This is a genomic window from Acidovorax sp. Root219 (assembly GCF_001428665.1).
Lineage (GTDB): Bacteria > Pseudomonadota > Gammaproteobacteria > Burkholderiales > Burkholderiaceae_C > Acidovorax.
Genome location: NZ_LMIJ01000004.1, coordinates 145,968 through 165,101, shown reverse-complemented (window position 1 = coordinate 165,101; position 19,134 = coordinate 145,968). Strand labels below are relative to the sequence as shown.

Genomic DNA, 19,134 nt, shown 5'->3' with positions numbered 1-19,134 from the left:
AAACTAGGGCCCTATGTCTGAAACAGTAGTTGATCTTGTCCAAGCTTCGCGGTCTGCATCCCCTGCAGAGATCGCCTCGCACAGAGTCTCCATCGATCTGGATGATCGCAGCTACGGCATCGAAATCGGTGCGGGTCTTCTCGGCCGCCTCCAAGAAGGCTTGGCGCTCCCCAGTGGAACTTCGGCGCTGGTCGTCACCAACGATACCGTGGGTCCTTTGTACGGGGCACAGGTGGTGCAGGCATTGCGCAAGCGCTACCCCGTCGTGCACACGGTGCAACTGCCCGACGGCGAGGAGTTCAAAGTATGGGAAACCCTGCAGCGCATTTTCGACGCCCTGCTCACCCATGGCTGCGACCGCAAGGCGGTGCTGTTTGCACTCGGTGGTGGCGTCATCGGCGACATGACCGGCTTTGCCGCTGCGACCTACATGCGCGGCGTTCCCTTCGTGCAGATCCCCACCACCTTGCTCGCGCAGGTGGATTCCTCGGTGGGGGGCAAGACAGCCATCAACCACCCGCTGGGCAAGAACATGGTGGGTGCGTTCTACCAGCCCCGGCTGGTGGTGTGCGACCTGGCCACGCTCGACACCCTGAGCGCGCGCGAGATGAGCGCTGGGCTGGCTGAAGTGCTCAAGTACGGGCCCATTGCAGACATGGAGTTCATGCAGTGGCTGGAATCCTCTGTGGATGCGCTGCGCGCCCGTGACCGGGTCGCGCTGGCCCATGCTGTGCGCCGTAGCTGCGAGATCAAGGCCTGGGTGGTCAGCCAGGACGAACGCGAAGGAGGCCTGCGGGCCATCCTGAATTTCGGCCACACTTTTGGCCATGCCATCGAGGCGGGCATGGGCTATGGCGTGTGGCTGCATGGCGAAGGCGTGGGTGCCGGCATGGTGATGGCAGCCGAACTCTCCCTGCGGCTTGGCCTGGTTGACGATGCATTCGTGCAGCGGCTCGTCGCACTGATCGAGCGGGCGGGTCTACCCACCAGGGGCCCGGTGCTCGATGCGGCGGACAATGCCGGCCGTTACCTGGAGCTCATGCGCATCGACAAAAAATCCGAGGCGGGTGAAATTCGCTTCGTGCTCATCGATAGCCCCGGCAAGGCGATTGTCCGCCCCGCTCCCGACAAGTTGGTCCGGGAGGTGATTGATGCGTGCTGCCGGTAACGGCGTGGCGGGCCTCTGTCCTGTCCGCGCAGCTGCACCATTACCTATCAAGTGGCAACAGGCACTTTGACCAGTACAGCCGGCCTTGCCGCCTATGCCAGCCTGTCGTCGCAGAGCAGGGGGCGGCGGTATCCGGAGGCGCCGGCACCGACCCGCACGGAGTACCAGCGCGACCGCGACCGCATCGTGCATTCCACGGCGTTTCGCCGGCTGGTCTACAAGACCCAGGTCTTCCTCAACCACGAAGGCGATCTGTTCCGCACGCGCCTGACACATTCGCTGGAAGTCGCTCAACTGGGCCGGTCGATTGCGCGCTCGCTGCGCATCGACGAAGACCTCGTCGAGGCCATCTCGCTGGCCCACGACCTGGGCCACACGCCCTTTGGCCATGCCGGGCAGGACGCATTGCACGGCTGCATGGCCGACCACGGTGGATTCGAACACAACCTGCAAAGCCTGCGGGTCGTGGACAAGTTGGAGGAGCGCTACCCCCAGTTCGACGGCCTGAACCTCAGCTTCGAGACACGCGAGGGCATTCTCAAGCACTGTTCGCGTGCACACGCACAGCAGCTCGAAGACGCGGAACCCGGTGGGGTCGGTGGGCGTTTCCTGCGCCGCGAGCAGCCCAGCCTGGAGGCCCAGCTGTGCAACCTCGCCGACGAGATCGCCTACAACGCCCATGACATCGACGACGGAGTGCGTTCTGGCCTCATCACCCTGGAACAACTGCGCGAGGTGCCGCTCTTCGACCAGTACCGCCATGCGGCCCAGGCCGCGCACCCGCACCTGAATGATGCCGCCATGCACCGCCGCCTGCTGTTTGAGGCCATCCGCCTCATGCTCAGCGCCCAGGTGTACGACGTGATAGACGCCACCTCTGCGGCGCTGGTGCAGGCGGCGCCGGACAGTGCCGACGCGGTGCGGCGGTCTGCGCCGCTGGTGATGTTCAGCGACGCCATGCGTGAGCAGTCCACGGTGCTCAAGCGCTTTCTGTTCAAGAACCTGTACCGCCATCCCCAGGTGATGGAGACCACCGGGCGTGCGCAGCAGATCGTGCGGGACCTCTTCGCCACCTATGTGCAGGCGCCACAGGAGATGAACCCCGCCTTTGCGCAGCAGGCCAGCACCAGTGACGGCACGGTCAAGGCGCGTGCGATTGCCGACTTCATCGCGGGCATGACGGACCGCTTCGCCGCGCGCGAACACGAGCGCCTGACGGGACAACGCCTGCTCGACTGATGGGTGGGCGCTGGATCGGGCCAAAAGGCGCGCCAAAAGACCCGGCCGGGTCTCGCCCGTTAAAATTGCCAGCCACCCCACGCGCGCGCCCAGCGCCTTTGCATGAACTCTCTTTCTTCTGCGGCCTCGCCATCGACCGAGGTCCCTTCGTCCCTTGCCGCGCACCCGGTCGTTCGCGACACGGTGCAATGGCTGGAACGCGCCGTCATCGGCCTGAACCTGTGTCCTTTTGCCAAGGGTGTGCACGCCAAAGGGCAGATCCACTATGTGGTGAGTGCCGTCGTCGATGCACAGCAGCTGCTGGCCGATCTGCGTGAAGAGCTGCTTGCTTTGGCGAGGATGGAGGCTGCCGTCCGGGACACGACCTTGCTGGTCGTGCCCACGCCGCTGCTGGCGGATTTCCTGGATTTCAACGACTTTCTCGGCGAGGCAGACGTTCTGCTCGAAGAACTCGAACTCGACGGCACGCTGCAGATCGCCAGTTTCCATCCACAGTTCCAGTTTGCCGGCACCAGCGTGGATGACGTGACCAACTGCACCAACCGCTCCCCGTACCCCACACTGCATCTGCTGCGCGAAGAAGGCATCGACCGCGCGGTGGAAGTCTTTCCCGAGGCCGAGACCATCTACGAACGCAATATCGAAGTGCTTGAAAAACTGGGCATGCCGGGGTGGGGGGCTCTGCAGGTTGGTGCCGGCTGCGCCGCTGCCCCAGCGGTGGGAGGTGCCGCATGAACGCGCTCCGCAACAAGCAAAGTGCAAAGCCTGCGGGCAAGGGGGCCGCGTCGCCGCAAGCGGATCTGCTTTCCGAACTGCGTCCAGGCCAGTCGATCGAGCTGCTGCAGGAGCTACACATCCTCACGCGCGATGGGCGGCTCAACCAGGATTCGCGGCGCAAGCTCAAGCAGGTGTACCACCTGTTCAACTTCATCGAGCCTCTGCTTACCGAGTTGTCGACCGAAGGGCATAGCCCCAGCCTGGCCGATCATGGCGCGGGCAAGTCCTACCTGGGCTTCATCCTCTACGACCTGTATTTCAAGGCGCTCTCGCGCGGCCATATCTATGGCATCGAAACGCGCAGCGAGCTGGTGGACAAGTCGCGCGTGCTGGCCCAGCGGCTGGGCTTCGGGCGCATGTCCTTTCTGAACCTGTCGGTCGCCGAATCCGCCGATGCCGCCGAATTGCCCGCCCAGGTCGACGTGGTCACCGCCCTGCACGCCTGCGATACCGCCACCGACGATGCCATCGCCTTCGGCCTGCAAAAGCGTGCTCGCGCCATGGTGCTGGTGCCTTGCTGCCAGGCCGAGATGGCCGCCTGCCTGCGCCAGGGCAAGGCGCTGCAACTGGCGCGCACGCCCCTGGCCGAGCTGTGGCGCCACCCCTTGCACACGCGCGAGCTGGGCAGCCAGGTCACCAACGTGCTGCGCTGCCTGTACCTGGAGGCCAGTGGCTACCAGGTCACGGTGACCGAGCTCGTCGGATGGGAGCACAGCATGAAGAATGAGCTCATCGTCGCGCGCTACACCGGCCAGAAGAAGCGCAGCGCGGCCGAGCGGCTGCGCGCCATCCTGCGCGAAATGGGGCTGGAGCAGGCGATGGCCGGGCGGTTCGGGCTGCAGCCCCTGGCCGAGGCACAGGTGGATAGCGCCGAAGCTGCTGCGCCTTAGCGCCTCGCCGGATGCCCGTGGAGCGCGGGCATCGTCGGCCAGTTGGCGGCCCTCGCGGCATGGCGACGGAAATGGGGACAGGTATATCATGCCTATCCCGCACCATCCTTTCGACCATCTGCCTTCCATGGCCCGCCTTCCCCGACTGACACTGCCCGGCTTTCCCCACCATGTGATCCAGCGGGGCAACAACCGCCAGGCGATCTTCCTGGACCGGGCCGACTTCGAGGCCATGCTGGTACTCCTGGACGAAAACGCGCGCAAGTTCCAGGTGGCCCTGCATGCCTATGTGCTCATGGACAACCACTTCCACCTGCTGGCCACTCCGTCCACTGGCGACGGTCTGCCACAGATGATGCAGTCCATCGGCCGCAGCTACGTGCGCTATTTCAACCAGCGCCATGGCCGCACGGGCACCTTGTGGGAGGGGCGCTACCGCTCCACCGTCATCCAGTCGGAGCGCTACCTGCTGGCCTGCATGGTCTACATCGACCTCAACCCCGTGCGCGCCGGCATGGCTGCGCGCGCAGCGGACTACCCCTGGTCCAGCCATGGCCACTGGCTGGGGCTGCGCACCGACAAGCTGCTCACCACCCATGCGTTGTACTGGGCGCTGGGCAACACGCCTTTCGCGCGTGAAGCTGCCTACGCAGCGTTGGTGCAGTCGGGCCTGGGCGACAAGCAGATCCAGTCCATCACGCAATCCGCGCTGAGCGGCTGGGCCCTGGGCGAGCCCGACTTCGTGGCCGACCTGCAAAAGCTGACTCCCCGCAGGGTGGCCAAGGCCAAGCCGGGTCGACCCGCGATGTCATCAGATTCCGAGGCAGCCTGAGCCTGCCCGCCAAGGCGCTCACCTCCATTCGCATCCTTGTATTTTGATATGTCCCCAATTAAATCCGACTTATTCAGTTGGTTAATTTAATAAGAATCTGACCCTAATTAATATGCTTGCCTTGCATGTTGCAATGCACTAATCTTGTACTCCCTGCGAAAATTCATGAGGAGTGCGCCATGACCACGGCTGCCGAGATCCAGCATCTCCAACAAAACGGTTTGTATTCATCGTCCAACGAACACGACGCCTGCGGCCTCGGTTTCGTCGCCCATATCAAGGGCGTCAAGCGCCACGACATCGTGACGCAGGCCTTGAAGATCCTGGAGAACATCGACCACCGTGGCGCCGTGGGTGCCGACAAGCTCATGGGCGACGGCGCAGGCATCCTGATCCAGATCCCCGACGCGCTATACCGCGAAGAGATGGCCAAGCTGGGCGTCACGCTGCCTGCGGCCGGCGAGTACGGCGTGGGTATGATCTTCCTGCCCAAGGAGCATGCCTCGCGCCTGGCCTGTGAGCAGGAGATGGAACGCGCCATCAAGGCCGAAGGCCAGGTGCTGCTCGGCTGGCGCGATGTGCCGGTGAACGTCGACATGCCCATGTCGCCCACCGTGCGCAAGAAGGAGCCCATCCTGCGCCAGGTCTTCATCGGCCGTGGCAACGACGTGATCGTGCAGGACGCGCTGGAGCGCAAGCTGTACGTGATCCGCAAGACCGCCAGCGCCGCCATCCAGAACCTCAAGCTCAAGCACAGCAAGGAATACTACGTTCCCAGCATGTCCAGCCGCACCGTGGTCTACAAGGGCCTGTTGCTGGCCGACCAGGTGGGCACCTACTACATGGACCTGCAGGACGAGCGCTGCGTCTCGGCCATCGGTCTGGTGCACCAGCGTTTTTCCACCAACACCTTCCCCGAATGGCCGCTGGCCCACCCGTACCGCTACGTGGCGCACAACGGTGAAATCAACACCGTCAAGGGCAACTACAACTGGATGAAGGCGCGCGAAGGCGTGATGGCCTCGCCCGTGCTCGCGGCCGACCTGCACAAGCTCTACCCCATCAGCTTCGCCGACCAGTCCGACACCGCCACGTTCGACAACTGCCTCGAGTTGCTGACCATGGCCGGCTACCCCATCAGCCAGGCCGTGATGATGATGATCCCCGAGCCCTGGGAGCAGCACACCACGATGGACGAGCGCCGCCGCGCCTTCTATGAATACCATGCCGCGATGATGGAGCCCTGGGATGGCCCGGCCTCCATCGTCTTCACCGATGGCCGCCAGATCGGCGCCACGCTGGACCGCAACGGCCTGCGCCCCTCGCGCTACTGCATCACCGACGACGACCTGGTCATCATGGCCTCGGAATCGGGCGTGCTGCCCATCCCCGAGAACAAGATCGTGCGCAAGTGGCGCCTGCAGCCCGGCAAGATGTTCCTGATCGACCTGGAGCAGGGCCGCATGATCGACGACGAGGAGCTCAAGGCCAACGTCGTCAACACCAAGCCCTACAAGCAGTGGATCGAAAACCTGCGCATCAAGCTCGACAGCATCGACGCCGCAGCCGACGCGCCTGCGCCCGAAGCCTCCACGCTGCCACTGCTTGACCGCCAGCAGGCCTTCGGCTACACGCAGGAGGACATCAAGTTCCTGATGGCCCCCATGGCCCGCAATGGCGAGGAGGGCATCGGCTCCATGGGCAACGACAGCCCGCTGGCCGTGCTCTCGGGCAAGAACAAGCCGCTGTTCAACTACTTCAAGCAGCTGTTCGCCCAGGTGACCAACCCGCCGATCGACCCGATCCGCGAAGCCATCGTGATGTCGCTCAACAGCTTCATCGGCCCCAAGCCCAACCTGCTGGACATCAACCAGGTCAACCCGCCCATGCGGCTCGAAGTGAGCCAGCCCGTGCTCGACTTCGCCGACATGGCCAAGCTGCGCGACATCGAAAAGTACACGCAGGGCAAGTTCAAGAGCGCCACCATCGACATCACCTACCCGCTGGACTGGGGCCGTGAGGGCGTGGAAGCCAAGCTCGCCTCGCTGTGCGCGCAGGCCGTGGACGCCATCAAGGGCGGCGCCAACATCCTGATCGTCAGCGACCGCGCCGTGAGTGCTACCCAGGTGGCCATCCCCGCACTGCTTGCCCTGTCGGCCATCCACCAGCACCTGGTGGGCGCTGGCCTGCGCACCACGGCCGGCCTGGTGGTCGAGACCGGTACTGCGCGCGAAGTGCACCACTTTGCCGTGCTGGGCGGCTACGGCGCCGAAGCCGTGCACCCCTACCTCGCGATGGAAACCCTGGCCGAGATGCACAAGAACATGCCCGGCGACCTGTCGCCGGACAAGGCCATCTACAACTATGTCAAGGCCATCGGCAAGGGCCTGTCCAAGATCATGTCCAAGATGGGCGTGAGCACTTACATGAGCTACTGCGGCGCTCAGCTGTTCGAGGCCATCGGCCTGAACACCGACACCGTGGGCAAGTACTTCACGGGCACCGCCAGCCGCGTTGAAGGCATCGGCGTGTTCGAGATCGCCGAGGAAGCCATCCGCATGCACAAGGCCGCCTTCGGCGACGACCCGGTGCTCGAAACCATGCTCGACGCCGGCGGCGAATACGCCTGGCGCGCCCGTGGCGAAGAGCACATGTGGAGCCCCGACGCCATTGCCAAGCTGCAGCACTCCACGCGTGCAAACAACTGGAATACGTACAAGGAATACGCGCAGATCATCAACGACCAGAGCAAGCGCCACATGACGCTGCGCGGCCTGTTCGAGTTCAAGATCGACCCTGCCAAGGCCATCCCCGTGGACGAGGTCGAGTCCGCCAAGGAAATCGTCAAGCGCTTCGCCACTGGCGCCATGTCGCTGGGCTCCATATCCACCGAGGCGCATGCCACCCTGGCCGTGGCCATGAACCGCATCGGCGGCAAGAGCAACACCGGCGAAGGCGGCGAGGACGCCGCGCGCTACCGCAACGAACTCAAGGGTATCCCGATCAAGCTCGGCGACACCTTGAAGAGCGTCATCGGCGCCGAGAACGTCGAAGTCGACCTGCCCCTGCAGGACGGCGACTCCCTGCGCAGCCGCATCAAGCAGGTGGCCTCGGGCCGCTTCGGCGTCACGGCCGAGTACCTGTCCTCGGCCGACCAGATCCAGATCAAGATGGCCCAGGGTGCCAAGCCCGGCGAAGGTGGCCAGCTGCCCGGCGGCAAGGTCTCCAACTACATCGGCAAGCTGCGCCACAGCGTGCCCGGCGTGGGCCTGATCTCGCCCCCGCCGCACCATGACATCTACTCCATCGAAGACCTGGCGCAGCTCATCCACGACCTGAAGAACGTGGCACCGCACGCCAGCATCAGCACCAAGCTGGTGTCCGAAGTCGGTGTGGGCACGATTGCTGCAGGCGTCACCAAGTGCAAGAGTGACCACATCGTGATCGCCGGGCACGACGGCGGCACGGGTGCATCGCCCTGGTCGTCCATCAAGCACGCAGGCGGCCCCTGGGAAATCGGCCTGGCCGAAACCCAGCAGACCCTGGTGCTCAACCGCCTGCGCGGCCGCGTGCGCGTGCAGGCCGACGGCCAGATGAAGACCGGCCGCGACGTCGCCATCGGCGCGCTGCTCGGAGCCGACGAATTCGGCTTTGCCACGGCGCCTCTGGTTGTCGAGGGCTGCATCATGATGCGCAAGTGCCACCTGAACACCTGCCCGGTGGGCGTGGCCACGCAGGACCCCGCGCTGCGCGCCAAGTTCTCGGGCAAGCCCGAGCACGTGGTCAACTACTTCTTCTTCATCGCCGAAGAAGTGCGCCAGATCATGGCCCAACTCGGCATCCGCAAGTTCGACGACCTGATCGGCCGCTCCGACCTGCTGGACACGCGCTCTGGCATCGCCCACTGGAAGGCCCGCGGCCTCGACTTCGGCCGCCTCTTCGCCCAGCCCAACGTGCCCGCCGACGTGCCGCGTTTCCACGTGGACGTGCAGGACCACAACATCGAGAACACGCTCGACCGCAAGCTCATCGAGCGCAGCCGCCCGGCCATCGACAAGGGTGAGCGCGTGCAGTTCATCGAGGTGGCGCGCAACGTCAACCGCTCCGTGGGCGCCATGCTCTCGGGGGCCGTGACGCGTGCCCACCCCGAAGGCCTGCCAGACGACACCATCCGCATCCAGCTCGAAGGTACGGGCGGCCAGTCCTTCGGCGCCTTCCTCACGCGCGGCATCACGCTGTACCTGATCGGCGACGCCAACGATTACACCGGCAAGGGCCTGTCGGGCGGCCGCGTCGTCGTGCGCCCCAGCATCGACTTCCGGGGCGATTCGGTGCGCAACACCATCGTGGGCAACACGGTGATGTACGGCGCCACCACGGGTGAAGCCTTCTTCAGCGGCGTGGCCGGCGAACGCTTTGCCGTGCGCCTTTCGGGTGCCACGGCGGTCGTCGAAGGCACGGGCGACCATGGCTGCGAATACATGACCGGCGGCACCGTGATGGTGCTGGGCAAGACCGGCCGCAACTTCGCGGCTGGCATGAGCGGCGGCGTGGCCTACGTCTACGACGAAGACGGCCAGTTTGACACGCGCTGCAACATGTCCATGGTCACGCTCGAACGCATCCTGCCCTCGTCCGAGCAGGAATCCACCGTGCCGCGCGCCATCTGGCACAACGGCCAGACCGACGAAGCCCAGCTCAAGAAGCTGCTGGAAGACCACAACCGCTGGACGGGCAGCAAGCGCGCGCGCGAACTGCTCGACAACTGGGCGGCATCGCGCAGCAAGTTCGTCAAGGTCTTCCCGACCGAGTACAAGCGCGCGCTGGCCGAGATTTATGAACGCAAGGTGCTCGAGGAGCCTGCCACCCCCGCGGTGGCCCCGGCCTCCAAGAACGTGGCCGTGCCCGCCAAGTAAGGCGCTGCCCCACCGAACACCTGCACAGCATTCATAGACAAGGACACGCAATCATGGGAAAGACCACCGGCTTCATGGAGTACGAGCGCATCGATGAGGGCTATAAGCCCGTCGGCGAGCGCCTGAAGCATTACAAGGAATTCGTCATCGGCCTGGATGAATCCCAGGCCAAGGTGCAGGGCGCGCGCTGCATGGACTGCGGCACGCCGTTCTGCAACAGCGGCTGCCCTGTGAACAACATCATTCCGGACTTCAACGACCTGGTCTACCAGGCCGACTGGAAGAGCGCCATCGCCGTGCTGCACAGCACGAACAACTTCCCCGAGTTCACCGGCCGCATCTGCCCCGCACCTTGCGAGGCCGCCTGCGTGCTCAACGTGAACGACGACGCCGTAGGCATCAAGTCCATCGAGCACGCCATCATCGACCGCGCCTGGGAAGAAGGCTGGGTCAAGCCCCTGCCGTCCAAGCACAAGACCGGCAAGAAGGTTGCCGTGATCGGTGCCGGCCCGGCCGGCATGGCCGCCGCACAGCAACTGGCGCGCGTGGGCCACGACGTGACCCTGTTCGAGAAGAACGACCGCATCGGCGGCCTGCTGCGCTACGGCATCCCCGATTTCAAGATGGAGAAGACGCACATCGACCGCCGTGCCGACCAGCTCAAGGCCGAAGGCGTCACCATCCGCACCAGCGTTTTCGTCGGCGCGGCCAAGGACGGCCTGGGCAAGGGCTCCAAGGTCACCAACTGGGCCAAGGAAACCGTCACCCCCGAGCAGCTGCAGGCCGAGTTCGACGCCGTGCTGCTGACCGGCGGCGCCGAGCAGAGCCGCGACCTGCCCGTGCCAGGCCGCGACCTCGACGGCATCCACTTCGCCATGGAGTTCCTGCCCCAGCAGAACAAGGTCAACGCCGGCGACAAGCTCAAGAACCAGCTGCGCGCCGATGGCAAGCACGTCATCGTGATCGGTGGCGGCGACACCGGCAGCGACTGCGTGGGCACCAGCAACCGCCATGGCGCGGTCAGCGTCACGCAGTTCGAACTCATGCCCCAGCCGCCCGAAGTCGAGAACCGCCCCATGACCTGGCCCTACTGGCCGATCAAGCTGCGCACCAGCTCCAGCCATGAAGAGGGCTGCGAGCGCGAGTTCGCCATCTCCACCAAGGAGTTCATCGGCGAGAAGGGCAAAGTCACCGGCCTCAAGACCGTGCGTGTCGAGTGGAAGGACGGCAAGATGGTCGAGGTCGCCGGCTCCGAGCAGATCCTCAAGGCCGACCTGGTGCTGCTGGCCATGGGCTTCGTGAGCCCCGTGGCGGCCGTGCTCGAAGCTTTCGGTGTCGACAAGGACGCCCGTGGCAACGCCCGCGCCACCACCGAGTTCGACGGCGGCTACGCCACCAGCGCCCCCAAGGTGTTTGCCGCAGGCGACATCCGCCGTGGCCAGTCCCTGGTGGTCTGGGCCATCCGCGAAGGCCGCCAGGCCGCGCGTTCGGTCGATGAGTTCCTCATGGGCTACTCGGATCTGCCGCGCTGATTGCTGGCAAGGCAACGGCTGAGAGCGGCGCCCCGGTGGCGCCGTTTTTCATGGCGTGCAGCAGGGTGCCCATCCAGGAAAGACCGTTGCGCACGCGCGACGCTGGATATAGGCACAATTGGAAGCAATGTCTCTCCGGGAATACCAGACACTGGTGTACTGGACAGGTCTGCACAACCCGTATCGGGAAAGTGCAAACATACATGCATGTATGTTTGCGGATTCGGCTACCATCGCTGCTGTATTGCGCGCGGGGATTGCCGTGCGCGCGGACCATCGTTTCTGCATACCACCCCTTTTTTCTTCTGCATGCCTGAGCCCTCGCCCTTTGCCGAATTGCGCAACGTCACGTTCTCCTACGGTGACCGTGCCATCCTGCGCGACGTGTCGCTGACCGTGCCGCGCGGCAAGGTCACGGCGCTCATGGGGGCCTCGGGCGGGGGCAAGACCACGGTGCTGCGCCTCATCGGTGGGCAGCAGCAGGCGCAGCAGGGCGAGGTGCTGTTCGATGGCCAGAATGTGGGGAAGATGGACGCGGCCGGCCTTTATGCAGCGCGGCGGCGCATGGGCATGCTGTTCCAGTTCGGTGCCCTGTTCACCGACCTCGATGTGTTCGAGAACGTGGCCTTTCCGCTGCGCGAGCACACCGATCTGCCCGAGGCGCTGGTGCGCGATGTTGTGCTCATGAAGCTCAATGCCGTGGGCCTGCGCGGTGCGCGCGACCTCATGCCCAGCGAGATATCCGGCGGCATGGCCCGACGCGTGGCGCTGGCCCGTGCCATCGCGCTCGACCCCGAACTCGTCATGTACGACGAGCCCTTTGCCGGGCTTGATCCCATTTCGCTGGGCACTGCCGCCCAACTCATCCGCCAGCTCAACGATGCCATGGGGCTGACCAGCATCGTGGTCTCGCACGACCTGGAGGAGACCTTCCGCCTGGCCGACCACGTGATCATCCTCGGAGAGGGCGTGGTCGCCGCGCAGGGCACGCCCGACGAGGTGCGTGCCAGCAAGGACCCGCTGGTGCACCAGTTCGTGCACGCGCTGCCCACCGGGCCCGTGCCCTTCCATTACCCGGGGCCGACGGCGGAGCAGGACTTCGGCCCTGCCGGGGGGATAGGCCTGTGAGCTGGTACCAACCTTCCGATGTGGGCCTGGCCGTGCGCCAGCAGCTGGCCGACATCGGCGCTGCGGCGCACCTGTTCGTGCGCCTGGTGCGACTGTTCGGTGCCACCTTTTTGCGGCCGTCGTTGGTGCGCGACCAGGTGCACTTCCTGGGCAACTATTCGCTGGCCATCATCGCCGTCTCGGGCCTGTTCGTGGGCTTTGTGCTCGGCCTGCAGGGCTACTACACGCTGCAGCGCTACGGCTCGTCCGAGGCACTGGGCATGCTCGTGGCGCTGTCGCTGGTGCGCGAGCTCGGGCCCGTGGTCACGGCGCTGCTGTTTGCAGGACGTGCAGGCACCTCGCTCACGGCCGAGATCGGCCTCATGCGTGCGGGCGAGCAGCTCAGCGCCATGGAGATGATGGCCGTGGACCCGGTGCGGCGCATCCTGGCGCCGCGCTTCTGGGCGGGTGTCATCACGATGCCGCTGTTGGCCGCCGTGTTCAGCGCCGTCGGTGTGATCGGTGGCTGGGTGGTCGGCGTGGTGCTGATCGGCATCGACCCCGGCGCCTTCTGGAGCCAGATGCAGGGCGGGGTGGATGTGTGGAAGGATGTCGGCAACGGCGTTCTCAAGAGCGCGGTGTTCGGTGTCACCGTCACCTTCGTGGCGCTGCTGCAGGGCTATGCCGCCAAGCCCACGCCCGAGGGCGTGTCGCGCGCGACCACACGCACGGTGGTGATGGCATCGCTGGCAGTGTTGGCGTTGGACTTCCTCCTCACCGCCCTGATGTTCAGTATCTGATGCCGGGCAACCACCGGCAGACGAAGAAAAGAGACCTTAACGATGCAACGCTCCAAGAATGATGTCTGGGTAGGCCTGTTCGTGATGCTGGGCATCGCGGCGCTGGTGTTCCTGGCCCTGCAGTCGGCCAACCTGCTGACCCTCAATTTCCAGCGCGGCTACCAGCTCACCGCGCGCTTTGACAACATTGGGGGCCTCAAGCCCCAGGCGGCCGTGCGCAGCGCCGGCGTGGTCGTGGGCCGGGTCGAGTCCATCGCCTTCGATGACAAGACCTACCAGGCGCGCGTCACGCTGGCGATGCAGGACCGCTATGCGTTCCCCAAGGACAGCTCGCTCAAGATCCTCACCAGCGGCCTGCTGGGCGAGCAGTACATCGGCATCGAGGCTGGCGGCGACGAGAAGAACCTCGCGGCGGGCGACATGATCACCGCCACACAGTCCGCCGTGGTGCTCGAAAACCTGATTGGACAATTTCTTTACAGCAAAGCCGAAGACGGCAGTAAGCCCGCAGGGGCAGGTAGCAAAAAATGATGAACAGGACGCAAGCGGGCACGGCCCGCGACGATGAAAGCCACCCCGCGAATGGCGCCGCAACGCTGCGTCGTGCCGGCCGGGCCCTGGTGGCCGTGCTGGGGCTCGCCTTGCTGGTCGGCTGCGCGAGCGGTCCCCGCAACGACCCGCGCGACCCGCTGGAACCCTATAACCGTGGGGTCACCAAGTTCAACGAACAGGTCGATGCCCTGGTGCTCAAGCCCGTGGCCACGGCCTACAAGGAAGTCACGCCCGCTCCGGTGCGCACCGGGGTGAGCAACTTCTTCGCCAACCTGACCGACGTCTGGTCCTTCGTAAACAATGTGCTGCAATTCCGGCTCGAAGGTGCCGCTTCCAGTTTCATGCGCGTGAACGTGAACACCTTTCTCGGCCTGGGCGGCGTGCTGGATGTCGCCAGCGAGCTGGGCATCGACCGTTACCGCCAGGACTTCGGCCTGACGCTGGGCCGCTGGGGCGTGGACACAGGTCCCTATGTGGTGCTGCCCATTCTCGGGCCCTCCACGGTGCGCGATACCTTTGCCCTGCCGGTCGACATGATGGGCAACCCCGTGCGCTACGTGGACCCGACCTCGGCCCGCAATTCGCTGTATGCCTTGCGCGCGGTGGATGTGCGTGCCAACCTGCTGCGTGCGGGTTCCGTGCTCGACAGTGCTGCGCTCGACAAGTACAGCTTCACGCGCGACGTGTTCCTGCAGGTGCGCAGCCAGGCCGGCGAGGCGCCGTACGACAAGGACAAGGATGATGGCGCCCAGGACTCCAAGGACGGCATGCTGCCCGAGGAGCCCCCTGCGGACGCCAAGAAGCGCTGATTTTCCCGCCGGCTGGGTGTTGCACTTGCTTGCACACCGCAACCTGGCAGAAGCACATGGATGGCCCCTCGGGCCCACAATGAAATGAAGGGTGCCTTGCCCGCCCCAATGAAAGCAGATGACATGATGATGAATCGACGACTCGTGGGCCATATCGCCCTGGCCCTGGCGGCCACCGCAACGCTGGGACTGCCCCTGTCGGCCCTGGCCGCAGATGAAGCCCCCGACGCCTTGATCAAGCGCCTGTCCACCGACGTGCTCAACACCGTCAAGGCGGACAAGGCCATCCAGGGCGGAGACCTGTCCAAGGTGATCGCGCTGGTGGACAAGACGGTCATGCCGAACGTGAACTTCCGCCGCATGACCGCCGCCGCCGTGGGCCCGGGCTGGCGCCAGGCCACGCCTGAGCAGCAAAAGCGCTTGCAGGACGAATTCAAGATCCTGCTGGTGCGCACCTATGCGGGTGCGCTGGCCCAGGTGAACGACCAGACCATCCAGGTCAAGCCCCTGCGCGGCGATCCTGCCGACAAGGACGTGGTGGTGCGCACCGAGATCGTGGGCCGCGGCGACCCGATCCAGCTCGACTACCGTCTGGAGAAGACCCCGGGCGATGGCGCCGGCTGGAAGATCTACAACCTCAATGTGCTCGGCGTGTGGCTGGTGGAAACCTACAAAGGCCAGTTCGCGCAGGAAATCAACGCCAAGGGCGTGGATGGCCTGATTGCCTCGCTGGAAGCGCGCAACAAGTCCAATGCCGGCACCAAGGGCTGACACAAGGCCTTCCACCGTGCCCGTCCTGGTCCTTCCGCAGGAACTGACGCACCGCCAGGCACCGGCGTGCCTGCGCATGCTGCTGCAGGGCCTGAAGGTGCACAAGGAGGCGGGCGTAGTGGTGGATGCCCAGGCGCTGTCCGTGTTCGACACCTCCGCGCTGGCGGTGCTGCTCGAATGCCGGCGCGAGGCGCTCTCGGACCGCAAGACCTTTGCCGTACAGGGACTGCCCGCAGCGCTGACCAGCATGGCTGGGCTGTACGGCGTTGCAGATCTGCTGCCTGCAGCCTGACCCGTCTGGCAGGGGCTACCGGGGCCGGCGCAGCAGGTTTGTGCACCAGGCCTTAAAATCAGCGGCTCATGCCCGCAGTCTCATTCCAAGCCGTTTCCAAGACCTTTGATACGCCCAAAGGCCCTTTCCAGGCACTCAACCAGGTCAGCCTGGACATCGAGGAAGGGGAGTTCTTCGGACTCCTCGGCCCCAATGGTGCCGGCAAGACCACCCTGATCAGCATCCTCGCCGGCCTGGCCCGGCCCAGCAACGGCCGTGTGCTGGTGCAGGGCAGCGACGTGCAGGCGCAGTTCGCCCAGGCCCGGCGCAAGCTCGGCGTGGTGCCGCAGGAGCTGGTGTTCGACCCCTTCTTCAACGTGCGCGAGGCGCTGCGCATCCAGTCAGGCTACTTCGGTGTGAAGAACAACGACGCCTGGATCGACGAGTTGCTGCACCACCTGGGCCTCACGGACAAGGCCAACGCCAACATGCGCCAGCTTTCGGGTGGCATGAAGCGGCGCGTGCTCGTGGCCCAGGCCCTGGTGCACAAGCCGCCCATCATCGTGCTTGACGAGCCCACCGCCGGGGTCGACGTGGAGCTGCGCCAGACCCTGTGGCAATTCATCGCCCGCCTGAACAAGGAAGGGCACACCGTGCTGCTCACCACGCACTACCTTGAGGAGGCCGAGGCCCTGTGCAACCGCATTGCCATGCTCAAGACCGGGCAGGTGGTGGCCCTGGCCGATACCAGCGAACTGCTCAAGGCCGCTTCGGGCAATGTGCTGCAGTTCAAGGCCGACGTGGAGCTGCCGCCCGCACTGGCGCGCCTGGCGCGCGTCACCGGCCGCATCGTACAGATGCCGGCGCACGACGCGCGCGAGATCGAGGAGCACCTGGCCGCGCTGCGCGTGGCGGGTGTGGAGGTGCATGACATGGAGATCCGCCGCCCCGACCTGGAGGATGTGTTCCTGCAGGTGATGGCCGGCACATCGGCGTCGCACCCGCCGCCTGCGGCCTCTGCCGCTCCCGCAGCCCTGGGAGCCCACGCATGACCGGCTGGCAAACCCTGTTCTACAAGGAACTGCTGCGCTTCTGGAAGGTGGGCTTTCAGACCGTGGCCGCGCCGGTGCTCACCGCCGTACTGTACCTGCTGATCTTTGGCCACGTGCTCGAAGACCATGTGAAGGTCTATGACCGCATCAGCTATACGGCCTTCCTGGTGCCCGGCCTGGTGATGATGAGCGTGCTGCAGAACGCCTTCGCCAACAGCTCGTCGAGCCTGATCCAGAGCAAGATCATGGGCAGCCTGGTGTTCGTGCTGCTCACGCCCCTGTCGCACTGGGCCTGGTTCGTGGCCTATGTGGGCTCCTCCATCGTGCGCGGGCTGGCCGTGGGGCTGGGGGTGTTCATCGTCACGGTCGCCTTCGCGCGACCGGAGTTCGCAGCGCCGTTGTGGATCATTGCATTTGCCGTGCTGGGGGCGGGCCTTCTGGCCACGCTGGGGCTCATCGCCGGGCTGTGGGCCGACAAATTCGACCAGATGGCCGCGTTCCAGAACTTCGTGATCGTGCCGATGACCTTCCTGTCCGGCGTGTTCTACTCCATCCAGTCCCTGCCGCCGTTCTGGCAGATCGTGAGCCACCTGAACCCGTTCTTCTACATGATCGACGGTTTCCGCTACGGTTTCTTCGGCCAGAGCGACACCTCGCCCTGGCTCAGCCTCGGTATCGTGGGTTTGGCCTGGCTCGCGGTCAGCTGGCTGGCCGTGCACCTGCTGCGCACCGGCTACAAGATCCGCCATTGACCGATATTGAACCGCCCGGGAGCGGTTCGCGGTACCCTTGCCGCCCGCCCCGGATGCAGACAACCACGCCCCACCCATGACCGCCGACCAACTCCAAGACCTCATCGCCGCCGGCCTGGCCTGCGAGCACATCGACCTGCAGGGCGATGGCCGCCACTGGTACGCCACCATCGTCTCGGCCGAGTTCGAGGGCAAGCGCCTCATCCAGCGCCACCAGCGCGTGTACGCCACGCTGGGCACGCGCATGCAGACGGACGAGGTGCATGCCCTGTCCATGAAGACCTTCACGCCCGCCGAATGGGCAGCGCAGCCGCGCTGAGCCGCTGCTACCCCGGCACCTCCCACTACTTTTTCACTGGTTTCGTGATGGACAAACTCCTCATCCGTGGTGGCCGCACCCTGCAGGGCGAGGTGCTGGTCTCCGGCGCCAAGAATGCCGCGCTGCCCGAACTTTGCGCCGCGCTGCTCACGGCCGAGCCGGTCACCCTGCTCAATGTGCCCCAGTTGCAGGACGTGAGCACCATGCTGACCCTGATCCGCAACATGGGCGTGGCGGCCGAGCGTGCACCCGACGGCACCGTGCGCATCGACGCCAGTGGCCTGAACACGCCCGAGGCCCCGTACGAGCTGGTCAAGACCATGCGCGCCTCGGTGCTCGCCCTGGGCCCGCTGCTGGCGCGCTTCGGCGAGGCCACGGTGTCGCTGCCCGGCGGCTGCGCCATCGGCTCGCGCCCGGTGGACCAGCACATCAAGGGCCTGGCCACCATGGGGGCCGAGATCGTGGTCGAGCACGGCTACATGATCGCCAAGCTGCCCGCCGGCGCCACGCGCCTGAAGGGCGCGCGCATCACCACCGACATGGTCACGGTGACCGGCACCGAGAACTTCCTCATGGCCGCGGCGCTGGCCGAGGGTGAGACGGTGCTGGAAAACGCCGCGCAGGAGCCCGAGATCATCGACCTGGCCGAGATGCTGATCGCCATGGGCGCGAAGATCGAAGGCCACGGCAGCAGCCGCATCCGCATCCAGGGCGTGGAGCGTCTGAACGGCTGCACCCACCGTGTGGTGGCCGACCGCATCGAGGCCGGCACCTTCCTGTGCGCGGTGGCCGCCACCGGCGGCGACGTGGTGCTGCGCCATGGCCGCGCCGACCACCTCGATGCCGTGATCGACAAGCTGCGCGAGGCCGGCGTGCAGGTGCAGGCTGTGGATGGCGGCATCCGCGTGCAGAGCCCCGGCGCCGGCAAGCTGCGCGCCCAGGGTTTCCGCACCACCGAATACCCGGGCTTTCCCACCGACATGCAGGCCCAGTTCATGGCACTCAACTGCGTGGCGCAGGGCACCTCCACGGTGACGGAGACCATCTTCGAAAACCGCTTCATGCATGTGGACGAGCTGGTGCGCCTGGGTGCCCGCATCCAGACCGATGGCAAGGTGGCCGTGATCGAGGGCCTGGGCAACGCCGAGGCCGTGAATCCACCCCTGTCGGGCGCCACCGTGATGGCCACCGACCTGCGTGCGTCGGCCAGCCTGGTGATTGCCGGCCTGGTGGCCGACGGCGAGACCGTGGTGGACCGCATCTACCATCTGGACCGTGGCTACGATTGCATGGAAGCCAAGCTGCGCGGCATCGGAGCGGACATCGAGCGGATGTCCTGACCGCCAC

General features: G+C 65.5%; 17 protein-coding genes. All 17 read left to right on the top strand.

From position 1 onward, the window contains the following. Window positions 1-13: 13 nt before the first annotated feature. Entirely contained in the window at window positions 14-1,168 is a 1,155-nt protein-coding gene (aroB, locus tag ASE28_RS05250) for a 3-dehydroquinate synthase (protein WP_082607914.1), read from the top strand. Between the two features lie 66 nt (window positions 1,169-1,234). Further along, window positions 1,235-2,407: a deoxyguanosinetriphosphate triphosphohydrolase gene (locus ASE28_RS05245; protein ID WP_157421876.1), complete on the top strand. Its 1,173-nt coding sequence runs from the start codon at window positions 1,235-1,237 to the stop codon at window positions 2,405-2,407. A 102-nt stretch (window positions 2,408-2,509) separates the two neighbouring features. Then, window positions 2,510-3,142 (top strand): DUF1415 domain-containing protein, encoded by a 633-nt coding sequence (locus ASE28_RS05240; RefSeq protein WP_082607913.1) that lies wholly within the window; start codon window positions 2,510-2,512, stop codon window positions 3,140-3,142. Next, window positions 3,139-4,074, top strand: coding sequence for an SAM-dependent methyltransferase (locus ASE28_RS05235; RefSeq protein ID WP_057265194.1), 936 nt, complete (start codon window positions 3,139-3,141; stop codon window positions 4,072-4,074). Before ASE28_RS05240 ends, ASE28_RS05235 begins: the two co-directional genes overlap by 4 nt. Before the next feature lie 127 nt (window positions 4,075-4,201). Then, entirely contained in the window at window positions 4,202-4,906 is a 705-nt protein-coding gene (locus ASE28_RS05230; protein WP_057265305.1) for a transposase, read from the top strand. A gap of 179 nt (window positions 4,907-5,085) precedes the next feature. Next, window positions 5,086-9,822, top strand: coding sequence for a glutamate synthase-related protein (locus tag ASE28_RS05225; RefSeq protein ID WP_057265193.1), 4,737 nt, complete (start codon window positions 5,086-5,088; stop codon window positions 9,820-9,822). 53 nt (window positions 9,823-9,875) lie between these two features. Beyond that, window positions 9,876-11,354, top strand: a complete 1,479-nt coding sequence (locus ASE28_RS05220) for a glutamate synthase subunit beta (protein WP_057265191.1) — start codon at window positions 9,876-9,878, stop codon at window positions 11,352-11,354. 309 nt (window positions 11,355-11,663) lie between these two features. Then, window positions 11,664-12,482: an ABC transporter ATP-binding protein gene (locus ASE28_RS05215; protein WP_057265189.1), complete on the top strand. Its 819-nt coding sequence runs from the start codon at window positions 11,664-11,666 to the stop codon at window positions 12,480-12,482. Continuing rightward, window positions 12,479-13,261, top strand: coding sequence for a lipid asymmetry maintenance ABC transporter permease subunit MlaE (gene mlaE, locus ASE28_RS05210; RefSeq protein ID WP_057265187.1), 783 nt, complete (start codon window positions 12,479-12,481; stop codon window positions 13,259-13,261). Before ASE28_RS05215 ends, mlaE begins: the two co-directional genes overlap by 4 nt. A gap of 42 nt (window positions 13,262-13,303) precedes the next feature. Further along, window positions 13,304-13,792, top strand: coding sequence for an outer membrane lipid asymmetry maintenance protein MlaD (gene mlaD, locus ASE28_RS05205; RefSeq protein ID WP_057265185.1), 489 nt, complete (start codon window positions 13,304-13,306; stop codon window positions 13,790-13,792). Then, complete coding sequence (locus ASE28_RS05200) at window positions 13,789-14,622, top strand: VacJ family lipoprotein (RefSeq protein WP_082607911.1); 834 nt, start codon at window positions 13,789-13,791, stop codon at window positions 14,620-14,622. The genes mlaD and ASE28_RS05200 overlap by 4 nt, the downstream gene beginning before the upstream one ends. A gap of 123 nt (window positions 14,623-14,745) precedes the next feature. After that, window positions 14,746-15,393: a phospholipid-binding protein MlaC gene (locus ASE28_RS05195; protein ID WP_057265301.1), complete on the top strand. Its 648-nt coding sequence runs from the start codon at window positions 14,746-14,748 to the stop codon at window positions 15,391-15,393. Next, entirely contained in the window at window positions 15,374-15,685 is a 312-nt protein-coding gene (locus tag ASE28_RS05190) for a lipid asymmetry maintenance protein MlaB (protein ID WP_057265183.1), read from the top strand. The genes ASE28_RS05195 and ASE28_RS05190 overlap by 20 nt, the downstream gene beginning before the upstream one ends. Window positions 15,686-15,753: 68 nt before the next feature. Next, window positions 15,754-16,716, top strand: coding sequence for an ABC transporter ATP-binding protein (locus tag ASE28_RS05185; RefSeq protein ID WP_057265181.1), 963 nt, complete (start codon window positions 15,754-15,756; stop codon window positions 16,714-16,716). Beyond that, window positions 16,713-17,468, top strand: a complete 756-nt coding sequence (locus tag ASE28_RS05180) for an ABC transporter permease (RefSeq protein ID WP_057265180.1) — start codon at window positions 16,713-16,715, stop codon at window positions 17,466-17,468. Before ASE28_RS05185 ends, ASE28_RS05180 begins: the two co-directional genes overlap by 4 nt. A gap of 76 nt (window positions 17,469-17,544) precedes the next feature. Next, window positions 17,545-17,787: a BolA family protein gene (locus ASE28_RS05175; protein ID WP_057265178.1), complete on the top strand. Its 243-nt coding sequence runs from the start codon at window positions 17,545-17,547 to the stop codon at window positions 17,785-17,787. Window positions 17,788-17,834: 47 nt separating this feature from the next. Next, the gene (murA, locus tag ASE28_RS05170) at window positions 17,835-19,127 is read left to right on the top strand and encodes a UDP-N-acetylglucosamine 1-carboxyvinyltransferase (RefSeq protein ID WP_057265299.1); all 1,293 of its coding nucleotides are present in this window, start codon (window positions 17,835-17,837) and stop codon (window positions 19,125-19,127) included. Window positions 19,128-19,134: the final 7 nt, after the last annotated feature.

Excerpts from the sequence above, each read along its gene's own strand:
- aroB (WP_082607914.1), top strand. The coding sequence starts at position 14 with ATGTCTGAAACAGTAGTTGATCTTGTCCAAGCTTCGCGGTCTGCATCC.
- ASE28_RS05240 (WP_082607913.1), top strand. The coding sequence starts at position 2,510 with ATGAACTCTCTTTCTTCTGCGGCCTCGCCATCGACCGAGGTCCCTTCG.
- ASE28_RS05235 (WP_057265194.1), top strand. The coding sequence starts at position 3,139 with ATGAACGCGCTCCGCAACAAGCAAAGTGCAAAGCCTGCGGGCAAGGGG.
- ASE28_RS05230 (WP_057265305.1), top strand. The coding sequence starts at position 4,202 with ATGGCCCGCCTTCCCCGACTGACACTGCCCGGCTTTCCCCACCATGTG.
- ASE28_RS05225 (WP_057265193.1), top strand. The coding sequence starts at position 5,086 with ATGACCACGGCTGCCGAGATCCAGCATCTCCAACAAAACGGTTTGTAT.
- ASE28_RS05220 (WP_057265191.1), top strand. The coding sequence starts at position 9,876 with ATGGGAAAGACCACCGGCTTCATGGAGTACGAGCGCATCGATGAGGGC.
- ASE28_RS05215 (WP_057265189.1), top strand. The coding sequence starts at position 11,664 with ATGCCTGAGCCCTCGCCCTTTGCCGAATTGCGCAACGTCACGTTCTCC.
- mlaD (WP_057265185.1), top strand. The coding sequence starts at position 13,304 with ATGCAACGCTCCAAGAATGATGTCTGGGTAGGCCTGTTCGTGATGCTG.
- ASE28_RS05200 (WP_082607911.1), top strand. The coding sequence starts at position 13,789 with ATGATGAACAGGACGCAAGCGGGCACGGCCCGCGACGATGAAAGCCAC.
- ASE28_RS05195 (WP_057265301.1), top strand. The coding sequence starts at position 14,746 with ATGATGATGAATCGACGACTCGTGGGCCATATCGCCCTGGCCCTGGCG.
- ASE28_RS05190 (WP_057265183.1), top strand. The coding sequence starts at position 15,374 with ATGCCGGCACCAAGGGCTGACACAAGGCCTTCCACCGTGCCCGTCCTG.
- ASE28_RS05185 (WP_057265181.1), top strand. The coding sequence starts at position 15,754 with ATGCCCGCAGTCTCATTCCAAGCCGTTTCCAAGACCTTTGATACGCCC.
- ASE28_RS05180 (WP_057265180.1), top strand. The coding sequence starts at position 16,713 with ATGACCGGCTGGCAAACCCTGTTCTACAAGGAACTGCTGCGCTTCTGG.
- ASE28_RS05175 (WP_057265178.1), top strand. The coding sequence starts at position 17,545 with ATGACCGCCGACCAACTCCAAGACCTCATCGCCGCCGGCCTGGCCTGC.
- murA (WP_057265299.1), top strand. The coding sequence starts at position 17,835 with ATGGACAAACTCCTCATCCGTGGTGGCCGCACCCTGCAGGGCGAGGTG.